Origin of the sequence: Streptomyces luteolus (genome assembly GCF_029968015.1) — a bacterium.
GTDB classification, from domain to species: domain Bacteria; phylum Actinomycetota; class Actinomycetes; order Streptomycetales; family Streptomycetaceae; genus Streptomyces; species Streptomyces luteolus.
Genome location: NZ_JASCIS010000083.1, coordinates 1 through 12,049 on the forward strand (window position 1 = coordinate 1; position 12,049 = coordinate 12,049).

A 12,049-nucleotide genomic window follows, 5' to 3' on the forward strand; every position below is an offset into this window, starting at 1 on the left:
GGCCGCCGCTGAGCAGAAAGACCTCGGCACCCTCATCGATGCCTACAACCACGCCCGAGCCGAGCGCCAGAAGACCGAGCAGCGCATGCTTGCGCTCCTCTCCGCCGCAGGGATCGAGGGCTTCGATGAGTGACTGGCAGCAGATCAGCCTCGGTGACTTCCAGGCTCCTGTGCGCCACAAGGCCACCATTCCGATCCAGGGATCGAGGGTTCCGGCGAGTGACTGGCAGCAGATCAGCCTCGGTGACCTACTTACTCGTGTGCGCCGCAAGGTGGCCGTGGAGGATGGCGTCACCCACCCCGCAGTCAGTGTCCAGATGTACGGGCGCGGCCTGGGTGAGAAGGAGCCATTCGTCGGTGGTGTATCGAAATACACGACGCTGAACATGGTGCGAGAGAAGGACGTCGTGCTCCGCACGATCACGGCGTTCGAGGCTCCTGCGGGCGTCGCGCGGGCGGAGCATGATCGCACCCACGTCTCTGGTGTGTTCATCACCTATGAGGTGGACCAGAGGGCACTCCCAGGGCTGTTGGGGCTGTACTTCCAAACGCCAGCGTTCTGGGACGAGATGCAGAACCGAGCCTCGGGAACGGTCTTGCGCCGCAAGACCATCTCCGACTCTTCGTTCCGTGCCATCCCGTTCGCTTTGCCTCCGCTGCCGACACAAAAGCGGATCGTCGAGGTGATCAGCGCGATTGACGACCAGATCACCGCACTCGATGCAGAGGCTGGGGCGCTGACAGCGGTCCTACGTCACCGACGCGCTGACCTCATCACCGATGACTCCAATGAAGCCGTGAGGGCCGAGCACGCCTTCGACTTCTCCACCGGCGTGCGCCGGACACCCGACAGGGCGACCGGCCCATACATGACGCCCTACCTCCGGTCCGCGAACGTCGGCTATGGGACGCTGGATCTGTCTGACGTACTCGAAATGAACTACGACCCAGCGGAGCGCAAGAAGTTCGGCCTTCAGTACGGCGACGTCGTGGTGTCCGAGGGCAGCGCAAGCGCGAATGCGGTCGGAATGCCCGCCATGTGGCGAGACGAGTTGCCAGCGCCCGTCTGCACCCAGATGACCCTGCTCCGCCTCCGGGCGTTGGAAGGGGTCTGCATCCCTGAGTTCGTTTTCCACTGGAGCATGTGGGCCTACGAGTCCAGAGCCTTCCTCGACGTCGCGGGTGGCACGAACATCAAGCACATCAGTGCCAAGCGGGCGAAGGGTATGGCCGTGCGCCTACCGTCGCTTGACCGCCAACGCGAGATGGTGGTCGAACTTGACGCGATGGAGTCTGCGTTGAAGGCGACCCGCACGGAGGCCGCACTACTCCGCGACACCCGAGCAAGGCTTCTCTCGGGGCTACTGGACCGCACCATCAACATCGAGTCTGCCGAGTTGGAGGTCTGAGCCGTGGCAAAGGGCATACAGGAGCGCGAGTTCCAGAACTTAATGATCCAGTGGTCTCTCCCGATGGGGTGGGGCTACATGGCGGGCAGGTCCCTGTCGCGCGAAACGACACAGACGGTGGTCACCAGCCAGCTGCGGGATGCCATCATCCGGCTGAACCCGGAGGTGATCGACAAGTTCGACGTAGACGCCGTAGTTGAGGAGATCACCGCCACGATCAACGCTGTCGACGGCGGGCTGGTGCGTGCCAACGAGCAGGTGGTGAAACTGCTGCGGGGGCAAAAGGAGTTCCGGGCCGCCGACGGCGTATGGCATGCCCTGAAGGTCATCGGCTTCGAGCGCCCGTCGTCCAACACCCTGGTCGTGTCGGACGAGGTGACCATAACCGTCCCCGGCAAGACCTCCCGCCGGTTCGACCTCGTGTACTGGGTCAACGGCCTGCCGCTGGTCGTGGTTGAGGTGAAGTCGCCTACCTCGAAGTCCAGTTGGGCTGATGCTGCCCGCGATATCAACGACGTGTACGCCACGGAGTACCCGTGGTTCTTCACCTCCAATGTCTTCTCCGTCGCCTCCGACGGACTGAAGCTGCGGTTCGGTGCCGCCGGCGCGCCCCTGAACAAGTGGCAGCCGTTCCGATCTACCGACGATGCCGAAGACCTGTCTGGGCAGGCCGACGTAAAGCGCTCAGTGGAGCTGCTGCTCAATCCGGCCACGATCCTGGACATGCTCGCCAGCTTCGCCCTCTTCGACACCTCTGGGGGCGGCGCAGACGTGAAGTACCTGCCCCGCTACCCGCAGATGGAAGCCGCGCACCTGATTCATGAGCGGGTGCTGGAAGGCGGCACGAAGGGCCTGGTATGGCATCACCAGGGCTCCGGGAAGACCCTGCTGATGGTGTTCGCCGCCTCCCTGCTGCTGGCTGACACGCGCACCGAATCACCCACGGTCATCCTGCTGTCGGACCGGACCCAGCTCGTTCGGCAGACCTCCGGGGTGTACACCTCCGCGATGGGGGACGCCTACTTCCACCAGCCCGCCACCAGCAGGGAGTTGCGTTCCTTGCTGGCCGACGATACGCGCGGCGTCATCTCCACGACCGTGCACAAGTTCAAAAACGCCGGCAAGGACTTGTCGATCCGGGACAACGTCATCGTGCTGGTCGACGAGGCGCACCGCACGCAGTCTTCCAAGTCCCAGTCCCTCGCCGGCCAGATGCGCGCAGCTTTGCCCAAGGCGAAGTTCTTCGGCATGACCGGGACGCCCATCAAGAGCTTGGCCACCGACACCTTCGCTCTCTTCGGCGAGGAGACCGACCCGAACAGGGTGATGCACAGGTACTCCGTCACCCGGTCTCTGAGGGACGAGGCCACCGTCCCAGTCATGCTGGACCCGCACCCGATCTCCTTCGAGATGAACGACAAGGCGCTGCAGGCCGAGTTCGACCAGTTCGCCGATGACTTCGACCTCGACGATCCCGACCGTGAAGCCCTGTCTCGCAAGTTCGGGCGCCTCACCTCGGTGTTCGCGAACCGCGAGCGGATCGACACGGTCTGCCAGCACATCGTGGACCACTACCTGGCCGGCGCCTACCGCAACGGCCTCAAGGCCCAAGTCGTCACGTACAACCGTGAACTGGCCGTCGCCTACACGGACAAGATCAACGAGTTGCTCGCCGGCTACGAGGCATCACAGGTGCTCGCCGAGGTCGGGAAGCACGAGCGGATCACCGCTGAGGTGAACATCTCCGTCTCAGAGTCCAAAGACGAAGAGCCGGAGATGAAGCCGTACTTCCTCTCGGAGACCGACGAGGAGGAACAGAAACGGCGGTTCCTCACCCCGGACCACTCGCTGTGCTTCCTCGTAGTGACCGCGAAGCTGATGACAGGCTTCGACGCCCCCAATGAAGGCGTCCTCTACCTGGACAAGCCCCTGAAGGCGCACAACCTGTTCCAGACGATCACCCGCCCCAACCGCACCTGGGTGTCCCCGACCGGGTTCGTGAAGACCGATGGCGTGGTTGTGGACTAAATCGGCCTGGCCGAAGAGGTTCAGCGGGCCGTGGTCGACCCCACCTCGCAGGTGACCGGTAAGGGCGGCGGGTTCGTCACCGACCTGACCGAACTGGTCGCCGAGTTCCGCACCACTTTCGCCCGCATCGAGGACCTCTTCGTCGACGTGGACGGCGTGGACCTGACGGTCCACGGATACGAGTCCGTACGGGCCATCAACGCCTTCCTGGACGGCATCCCCGATGCCGCCGAGCAGTTCAGCAAGGACTACCGGCTCCTGGCGCGCCTGTTCAACCTGGTCAGCACCGACAAGCGTGTTGCCAAGTACCGGGACGGCTTCGCGCTGTTCGGGTCCGTTTACACGACCCTGTTCAAGAAGTCCTCCGACGAGGAGCGGAAGGAACGGCTGGCGGAGCTCGGGCCAATGGTCCTGGAGATCATCAATGCCCACGTCCATTCCTTCTCCGTGGTCGCCGCTCGGGAGGAAGCGCTCGTCCTGGATGCTCAGGGCATCACCATCCTCAAGGAGCTGCTTGCTCTCGTCCGTCCCAAGGCCGGCAAGGATGACGAGGGCAAGAAGCCTCCGTCGGCGAAGGAGATCCTGGACAACATCAAGGCCGCGCTCGACAGGGGCGTTGAGCCGGGCTCCGCGAAGTACACCGCCTCGCTGAGCGTATTAAGCAGCTCCGGGACCGGATCATCAAGAACGCTCAGGACTCTCTGGACTTCCTGTCCGAAGCGCTTCGTGTCGCCCGCGCCATCGTGGACGCCGAGAAGCACCCTGGCCAGGCCGTCGTCATCCTGGACGACGACCACATAGGAGTCCTCTCCCGCATCATCCGTGACCACGCTCCGCCCGGCCTGACCATCACGGAGCGGAACTTGGCGGAGGAGATCGACAAGGTCGTCAAGCGAACCCTTGCCAAGTCGTGGGACAACGCCGACGCCCGTAACCGAGGGGTTCGCCACGCCACCTCCGCGGTCTTCCGCCGGTACCTGTTGAAGCCGGTGGGCGAACCGTTCACCTCGACCGTTGCCTACATCGAGGCCCACTACCTCGTCGATTGACGCACACAAGGGCGCCCGGCATTCAGTACAGAGATGCTGGGCCTCTACGTCGGTACACCCGCCGTCTCAAAGCATCGATCGCCACGCTGGCCCAGTCCCAACGGTCAGGGCCAGGCCGGGTACTCAGAGCGCTTTTAGTGTTGGGCCCTGCCGCCGACGCTTCCCGAGGCTCACAACGTTGTCCACATCGGTAGACGAACTATCTGTTGGGCGGTTCGGTTCAGGGGCGAGGGAACGCAAGATCGTGGGTTGGATCGCAAGCTGGTCAGACGCTGGCAGGTAAGGGCGGGGCCCGTACTCACGAGCTAGGAGTTTCCAGAGGAGCAGAGGGTGTTCGCGGCCGACCTCGACTGGCTCTTCCTTGCGCCATCCTCTCTGAGAGACCTGAACGTACAGAGAACGTTTGCGACTTTCAGTGAGGTTACCGACGGCGGCCGCCCGCATGATGAGCGCTTGAACGGAGACACCCCAAATGGCCTTGCGACGCGCGTAGTTCTCCAATGTAAGGCGGTTGCGATCCTTCCCGACGCGACCAGGGCGCACCCCTGCCCATCCATCGTCGCCAGCGCATGGAGCATGACGGTGCCGCCTTGCAGCCTCGCGATCAACGAAAGCGACCACAGCAATCACGCCGATGCTTCACCGTCAGCGGTCTACATCGCCGTACTTGCCAGGATTCCTGGCTCGGTCCACAGACTGTGCGCAAGCCTCGTCGAACGCAGCGATGACAGCGTCCCGGTCCGTACCACGGACTTGGGCCTCGACCTCCTGGCCGGGGCGACGGGTGGTGTGCCAGCGCACCGGAAGGTCCGTGTAGAGGTCGGTTTCGAACTCCCAGGCCACCACGGACCATTGCTCGTCGCGGCCGATGTTCAACCGGACACCGCCGGGCAGGAAGACGGCATGGGCATGGTGGACGGTCCGGCGGTCGGGCGCCTTGTCGCGAATGGCCCGCGCGCCGCCGGGGCCCATGTCCTCCCACTTCACCCGGTCCCATTCCTCCACCTCTGCCGAGTGGTCGGGGTGGTCGGCGCCCCCTGTGAGACCACAGTGTCCGCGTGTTCGCGGTGCAGGAATGGGATGCAGCGTTCGCCGAGTCGGGCGACGTACACCGCTGGGTCCGCCGGGGCAGGGTTCAGGCTCGGGCCGAGCACAGGGCCTCCGGTTGTCGATGGGCGCTCCGAGGGCGTCGTTCCCCAGATCAGGGCGCCGACCTTCGCGGCGGTCTGCTGGAGTACCTGGCCGGTGAGGTGCTGGTAGCGGCGGCGCATGCGGGCGGACTTGCCGGGCTCCCAGCCCATGATGCGGTCGACCACGGCTTCGGGTACGCCGAGGATCAGCAGCACGGTGGCGGCGGTGTGGCGGGCATCGTGGAGGCGGCCCTCGCGGACACCGGCGGCCTTGAGCAGGTCCTTCCACTTGTGGTGGTCGGTGTTGGGGTTGAGCGGTTCGCCGGTCGGTGAGGTGAACACGTAGCCCTTCTCCGCCCACAGGTCACGGGCCAGGGCCCGCTCGCGCGCCTGCTCCTCCTTGTGCCTTCGCAGCAGCGTGAGCAGCTGCTCGGGGATGCCGATCGTGCGCTTGCCGGCGCGGGTCTTGGTGTCCTTCGTCTCGCGCCGGGTGTTGATCTTCTGGGGGCAGTAGCCCGGCTTGCGGCCGCACTTGTTGCCGCAGCCGTGCTTGTAGCGGGGCCGCAGGCGGTTTCGGCGGACGAAGAGCACGCCTTCCTCGAAGTCCACGTCCTCCCACTTCAGCCCGAGGACTTCGCCCTGGCGCAGGCCGAGCGCGAGCGCGATAACCCAGCGGGCGTGGTCGCGGTGCTTGGCCGCTTCGAGGAGGAGGTGCTGGATCTCCTCCAGCGAGTACGGCTCGACCTCTTCCTCTTCGACCTTGGGTGCCTTGGCGATCGAGGCCGGGTTGAGGGTGAGGTGGCGGCGGCGTACGGCCTCGTTGAGCGCCGTGTTGACGGTGCGGTGGGCCTGGTGGGCGGTGCCGGCGGCGCTGCCGCCTGCCTGCATCTTCCGGTAGAAGCGCTCCATGTGCTCGGGCTCCAGCTTCTCCAGGCGGTGCGCGCCCAGGCCGGGGATGAGGTGGTGGTAGACGGCCACGCGGTAGCCGTCGATGGTGTTCTCGCCGACGTTGGGCGCGGCGATGTTCTCCACCCAGTGGGTCAGCCAGGTCGCAACGGTCCAGGTCTGGCCGGCCTTGCGAACGCCGGTGGAGTCGCGCTGCTTCTCCAGTTCGCGTACGGCCTTGGTGACCTCGGCGCGGGTTTTGCGTCCGACGTGGCGGCGGTCGGGGGTGCCGTCGTCCTTGACGCCGACGGTGACGCGGCCGTGCCAGCGCCCGTCCTTGCCGAAGTAGATGGACGAGGCGCCTTTGGGCTGGCGGGAGTTGAGGGGCTTGGACTTCGGGGTGTTTGCCATGGTCGCCCGCTCAGGCCGCAGTGTCGAAGTCCGTGGCCTGGTGGTGGCGGGCTAGGAATTCGCCGACTGCCTCGGCGGGTATGCGGCGCAGGCTGCCGATCTTGACGGAGCGGATGGCTCCGGACGAGACGTACTCGTACATCTTCGTCCGGCCGATGCCGATGCGGCGGGCTGCTTCGGCGACGGTGAGGGCGACAAGGGTGGGGTCACCCGGTGTTTCGTCGCGGCGGGTCATGAGCTCGTGCAGGGCATGCTCGTCGACGCCGAGGGCCTGGGCGAGCTGGGAGACGGGCAGGGGGTACTGCGGCAAGGGGTACTCCTCCCCCGGCCTTGCGGCGTCGCGGGAGCGGCAACTCCTGCGGGCCTGGCCGGCGGTGTGCGTTCAGGGATGGGCGTTACGTGGGATCGCGGATGCGGAGAGAGCGGGGACTCGGTGTTCGCAGCACCGAGGCCACCGCAACGGGCCTACTTCGCCGGACGGTTGGACCCCATCCAGCTCCGCTGCTTGGAGGGGTCGTGCGCGTAGTGGCGGTTGAACTCGCCGCCGGAGGCGACGTCGAGCTCGTGCATCAAAAGGACCTTGATCAGGTCCGCTTGGTCGGGGTTCTCGTCGCCGTACGCGTCGAGCTGGTCCTTCAGGCGCTTCATGTCCTTGTCCAGCTCTCGCCAGGTGACCCACTTCTCGACGTACTCGCCGACCAGGCGGCGGACGTGGGCATTGGCGACCTGGCCGGGCGGCGCGGTCAGGTCCTCCATCGTGATCTGGAAGACCTCGCAGAAGCCGAGGGCCTCATCGAGGTTGACTCTGCGACGCGGCTTGCCGCTCTCGATGCGCCAGATCGCGGACTGGTTGATCGGGTGGCCGATGGCGGACATCTTCTCCGCGAGCGTGACCGTGCTCCAGCCCCGCACCTCGCGCTCCATCTTGATACGCGCTGCAACGTTGTCCTCCATGGCCGGGCGATCCGGGCCCGCCGCACGGGCCACGCCTTGCTCGGCTTTCGAGCCCTTTTTGTCGCTCACATCGCACCTCCTTCGCGGTCAGGCGGGTCCAGTACGGCCAGGGTCAACACTGAACACCATTGCGGAGTGAAACGCAAACCGTTGCGTCTCCGAAAATCTGGGGTATGGTTCCTGGTCCCCCCGCCGGACAGGGGTGAACAAGTCCGGGCATGCAAACGGCCCCCGGTGCTGCGAACACCGAGGGCCCAAGCCAAAGCTCCACCGAATGACCGCCCATCCCTGAACGACCGAAACCGGCACCGGCCGGGGTTGCCGCCCCATATGGCCTGCCGGGTGAGGAACTCTGTACCCCACAGTACGGCCCTGCCGACCCAGACACCATCCCCGCACGACACCGCCTCCCCGACGCCTGCCGCACCATCGGCCGCGAAGGCGGGGCGATAGACGTGGCACGGATACGCACCATCAAGCCGGAAGCCTTCATCTCCGAGTCGCTGGCCGAGGTCTCGGTCTCCGCGGAACGGACCTTCTTCGGACTCCTCACCCAGGCCGACGACCACGGCCGCTGCTGTGACCAGGCCGCCGTCATCGCCGGCGCCCTGTGGGCACTGCGCCCCGAGCACGGCCCGCTGGCGGTCGAGGACGACCTCACCCAGCTCGCCGGAGCCGGACTGATCTGCCGCTACGAGGGCGACGACGGCAAGAACTACTTGCACATCGTCACCTGGGCCAAGCACCAGAAGATCAACCGGCCCAGCGGCAGCCGTTTCCCCACCTGCCCGCGCCACGCGGGCGGGCAGGCCGGGCAGCCTGTCGGGGGTCGTCACGAAGGGCTCGCGGAGCCTTCGATGAGCCCTCACGGAGACCTCACTGAGGACTCGCGCACGCGGCAGGATCCTGCGGTGAGGAGCGTCGAACCTGCAGCTCAGGAGGGTTTCAGTGAGGTATCACGGAGGATTCCGGTAGGGCTCACGGAGGACTCGGTGAGCCCTCAGGGTCCGGATCTAGGACCTAGGATCCTGGATCTAGGATCACCTCCGGTGGGGAACGCGAACGCCCCCGCACCCGGGCCGGTCTCGGCCAAGGCGCTCATCGCCGAGTACGCCGCCGCATGCGCCAACCGGCCGCCGAGCGGCTTCGTCGGGCATCTCGGCAAGGAGACTGCCCGGCTGCTCGCTGAAGGCATCGACGCGGCGTACGTACGGGCCGGGCTGGAACGGCTGCGCGCCAAGGGCCTGCACCCCAGCGTGCTGCCGAGCCTCGTCAACGAAGCCATGAACCCACCCACGCCGAACGGCACGTCCGCTGGGCACCGGCCGTGGACCAACCCAGTCGACCCGCAGGTGGCGTACGGGGGTGAACTGTGACCACGACAACCTCTACGAGGTCTGCCCGCGAGCCACGCCAACTGGGCGGCGCCGTGGCCAAACTGGAAGCGATCCTCGCCGCCCGCAACATCGACCCCACCACCGTGGTCGACGCGGCGCCGTCGCCGGAACCGGTGACCGCGCTGGAGCTGGCCGCCGCCCGTATCCCGCGCCGCTACCGCGACGCCCTGGCCGGCCACGCCGACGTATCCGCCTGGGTCGAGGAGATCGCAACTGCCGGACGGCCGGGGCCGGGTGGCGCACCGGGCATCGCCCACGGCCCCTCCCTGCTGATCGCGGGCCCGACCGGCACCGGCAAGACCTACCAGGCGTACGGCGCCGTTCGCTCGCTACTCGGCGCGGGAGTCCGACTGCGCTGGGAGGCCGTCACCACCGCCGAACTGCATGCCACCCTGCGACCGCGCCAGGGCCACGACGGCGAACGCCGCTTCCAGGAACTGGCCCGCAGCCCGCTGCTGCTCCTCGACGACCTCGGCGCCGCCAAATCGTCGGAGTGGACCGAGGAGCTGACCTACCGGCTCATCGACCACCGGTACGTCCACGAGCTGCCCACCCTCATCACCACCAACCTCCCCATCCCCGACCTGCGCACCGCCATCGGCGACCGTGTCGCCTCCCGCCTCGCCGAGATGACTCGCCGCGTCATCCTCGACGGCCCCGACCGCAGACGCAGCACAGTCACCGGCCTGCACAGCGACTGACAGGCCCCCACGCCGGGGCCTTTCTCAGGCGCCTCGTCGCATACGCCGGGCACCGCCCGACTGCTTCCCGAGGCGACCGCCGCCTCGTTGGCCTCGGCCGCTCCCTTACCGAGACCGCGCGGAGCTAGCGCAAGCGTCAACTCCGTACACGCGCCAGGCGATCACACCCGCGGGCACCAGCCCTGCACGCCCCTCGCTGCGACGCCACAAGACACACCCATCTACCTGGAGCCCCTGCACCTTGCACACCCCTGCCCCGAGTACCCCGGCAGAACCCGTACGCGGGATTCGCGCCGCTCTCGGCCCCTGCCGTCCAGCCCGCGCCGCCCGCGAGGCCGCCGTCGCCGCAGGGCTCACGGACGCCCTCGGCGTCCGGTGCCCGTGGTGCCATGCCCGCGCGGGCGAGCCCTGCCGCAGTCGACGCGTGGGCCCCGACGGCCGTGCCCGAGGCAACGCGCCCCGTGCCACGTCCCATCCGTCGCGCCTCGACCTCGCCGCCGCGGAACCCGCCCGACAGGAAGCCGCATGACGTTCCTCCTCGAACCCTCGTCCCTGCTCGCGATCGGCGCGCTGTTGGTCGCTGCCGCCCTGCTGCTGGCCGGATGGTTTGTCCGGCGTGGCCGGAGCCGTGCCAGTGGCATGCGGGCCGGCACTCCGGCGATCAAGGTCGCGGGCCTGGCCGCAGTCGGCTGCACCGCCTACAGCGCCGACACCAGCTGGCGATTCGCCGCCGACTACCTGGACATGGGCAGCACCGTCGAGCGCGCCTTCATGTTCGCCACCGCCGAGCTGGCCCTGTTCGCCACCGCGCTGATGGCACGCCAGAACCTCAACGGCCCCGCACGAGCACCGGGCGTGCCCGGCGCCCTGGTGTGGGTGATCACCGGAGTGCAGATCATCCCCGCCTACGCCGAGTTCGGGCCCGTCGGCGGCACCGTGCGCGCCTTCGTGGGGCCGGTCTTGGCGGCGATGCTGTGGCACCTGGCCATGGGCATCGAACTGCGTCACCGCACACCGCAGGCCGCCTCCCGCGGCCTGGCCACCGTCCTCGTCCGGCAGACGCGCGAACGGCTGCTGGCGCGCCTCGGCATCGCCGACCAGGACGCGGACGCCGCCCGGCTCATCCGCGAGCGCGCGCTGAGCGACGCCGTGACGCTGATCCTCCGCGCCGGGGCGATGCCCGACAAGAAGCGCGGCAAGTGGCGAGAGCGACGTCTGGCCAACCGCCTGCACCGTGCCCTGGAGCAGGCCGAAGTCGATGGCGACCCACGCCAGGACGAGTTGCTGCTGCGCAAGCTCGCCACCCGCAAGCAGGCAGTCGACCTCGCCTCCATCTCGCTGCCCCGACGCTGGCAGATCTCAGCCCCTCACGCGGCCCACGGATCCGGGAACAACTGCCCGGCCGTCGCCCCGACGGATCCTCTCGATCCCTCGGCCACCATTTCCGGATCCCCGGAAAGGTCTGCTCCCGGTACGCCGCGTTCCCACGACCAGACGCACCCCGCGCACGAACGCGAACCGAAAGACAACCGGGCTCCTGACAATGACGCTCGCAGCGCATCCGGAACCGTTCCGAAACCAGAGCAGCCCGCGCCGGCTCCTCGACGCACCGGGCGCCCGCCCAACGCCTCGATCGAAGAACTCCTGGCCATCGCCCGCCCGGTAGTGGCGCGGGTAGGCGATATCGACCGCGACGAGATCGTGAAGGAGATCCGGGAGGTCCACGGCCGGAAGGTCGCCAACGACCGGTTGCAGAAGGTCATCGAGCTCCTGGAGGACGAGCAGGACCTCTTGTGGGACTCCGTCGACGAAATCGACAACGACCGCGACTGAGGCCGCCACCGGAAGTACCGGAATCACATCCGGTACTTCCGGTAGTCGCTCATTTCGCCGTCACACACCCGTCCACGAAGTGCTCGGTAGGCCACATGCCCTGAGCTTCCCAAGCAGCACAGACTGCCCCCATCACGGAGACCGAGCCCCCATGCACGACGAGCAGCATGCACACCCCCAACCCCTCCAGCAGACAGTCACCACCCCTGCCCCAGGCGGAGCAAGCAATGGCGTGGGGGGGGGCCGGGGGGG

The 12,049-nt window shown here is 67.3% G+C and carries 11 protein-coding genes and 1 pseudogene; 8 read left to right on the forward strand and 4 right to left on the reverse strand.

Annotation, left to right across the window (positions count from 1 at the left end; all coding sequences use genetic code 11):
- The first annotated feature begins 125 nt into the window (after nt 1-125).
- From QIT00_RS38015 to QIT00_RS38030, 4 genes are read left to right on the forward strand one after another with little or no spacing between them, the layout of a single operon-like run.
- Complete coding sequence (locus QIT00_RS38015) at nt 126-1,409, forward strand: restriction endonuclease subunit S (protein WP_282540077.1); 1,284 nt, start codon at nt 126-128, stop codon at nt 1,407-1,409.
- Between the two features lie 3 nt (nt 1,410-1,412).
- Nucleotides 1,413-3,437, forward strand: a complete 2,025-nt coding sequence (locus tag QIT00_RS38020; protein WP_282540078.1) for a type I restriction endonuclease subunit R — start codon at nt 1,413-1,415, stop codon at nt 3,435-3,437.
- Nucleotides 3,438-3,467: 30 nt separating this feature from the next.
- Nucleotides 3,468-4,238, forward strand: a complete 771-nt coding sequence (locus QIT00_RS38025; protein WP_282540079.1) for a type I restriction enzyme endonuclease domain-containing protein — start codon at nt 3,468-3,470, stop codon at nt 4,236-4,238.
- Nucleotides 4,181-4,486 carry a hypothetical protein gene (locus QIT00_RS38030; protein WP_282540080.1) on the forward strand — a complete coding sequence of 102 codons (306 nt, stop codon included), beginning with the start codon at nt 4,181-4,183 and terminating at the stop codon, nt 4,484-4,486. The genes QIT00_RS38025 and QIT00_RS38030 overlap by 58 nt, the downstream gene beginning before the upstream one ends.
- Before the next feature lie 645 nt (nt 4,487-5,131).
- Here the strand turns inward: QIT00_RS38030 and QIT00_RS38035 are convergent.
- From QIT00_RS38035 to QIT00_RS38050, 4 genes are all read right to left on the reverse strand, one after another.
- On the reverse strand, nt 5,132-5,473 hold the full coding sequence (locus tag QIT00_RS38035) for a hypothetical protein (RefSeq protein WP_282540081.1): 342 nt from the start codon (nt 5,471-5,473) through the stop codon (nt 5,132-5,134).
- A complete protein-coding gene (locus QIT00_RS38040) occupies nt 5,470-6,912 on the reverse strand; it encodes a tyrosine-type recombinase/integrase (protein WP_282540082.1) in 1,443 nt (480 codons plus the stop codon). Before QIT00_RS38040 ends, QIT00_RS38035 begins: the two co-directional genes overlap by 4 nt.
- Before the next feature lie 10 nt (nt 6,913-6,922).
- Complete coding sequence (locus QIT00_RS38045) at nt 6,923-7,222, reverse strand: helix-turn-helix domain-containing protein (RefSeq protein WP_282540083.1); 300 nt, start codon at nt 7,220-7,222, stop codon at nt 6,923-6,925.
- A 155-nt stretch (nt 7,223-7,377) separates the two neighbouring features.
- A complete protein-coding gene (locus tag QIT00_RS38050; RefSeq protein ID WP_408909941.1) occupies nt 7,378-7,935 on the reverse strand; it encodes a helix-turn-helix transcriptional regulator in 558 nt (185 codons plus the stop codon).
- 386 nt (nt 7,936-8,321) lie between these two features.
- Between QIT00_RS38050 and QIT00_RS38055 the strand changes: the two genes are divergently transcribed.
- The 4 genes and pseudogenes from QIT00_RS38055 to QIT00_RS38070 all read left to right on the forward strand — a co-directional run bounded on the left by QIT00_RS38055 (nt 8,322) and on the right by QIT00_RS38070 (nt 11,797).
- Nucleotides 8,322-9,242: a hypothetical protein gene (locus QIT00_RS38055; protein ID WP_282540084.1), complete on the forward strand. Its 921-nt coding sequence runs from the start codon at nt 8,322-8,324 to the stop codon at nt 9,240-9,242.
- Nucleotides 9,243-9,295: 53 nt separating this feature from the next.
- The gene (locus QIT00_RS38060; RefSeq protein ID WP_408909942.1) at nt 9,296-9,964 is read left to right on the forward strand and encodes an ATP-binding protein; all 669 of its coding nucleotides are present in this window, start codon (nt 9,296-9,298) and stop codon (nt 9,962-9,964) included.
- A gap of 286 nt (nt 9,965-10,250) precedes the next feature.
- Nucleotides 10,251-10,493: pseudogene (locus QIT00_RS39165) on the forward strand (zinc finger domain-containing protein); the annotation flags it as partial.
- Nucleotides 10,490-11,797, forward strand: a complete 1,308-nt coding sequence (locus QIT00_RS38070) for a hypothetical protein (RefSeq protein WP_282540085.1) — start codon at nt 10,490-10,492, stop codon at nt 11,795-11,797. The pseudogene QIT00_RS39165 and the gene QIT00_RS38070, both read left to right, overlap by 4 nt.
- Nucleotides 11,798-12,049 lie beyond the last annotated feature (252 nt).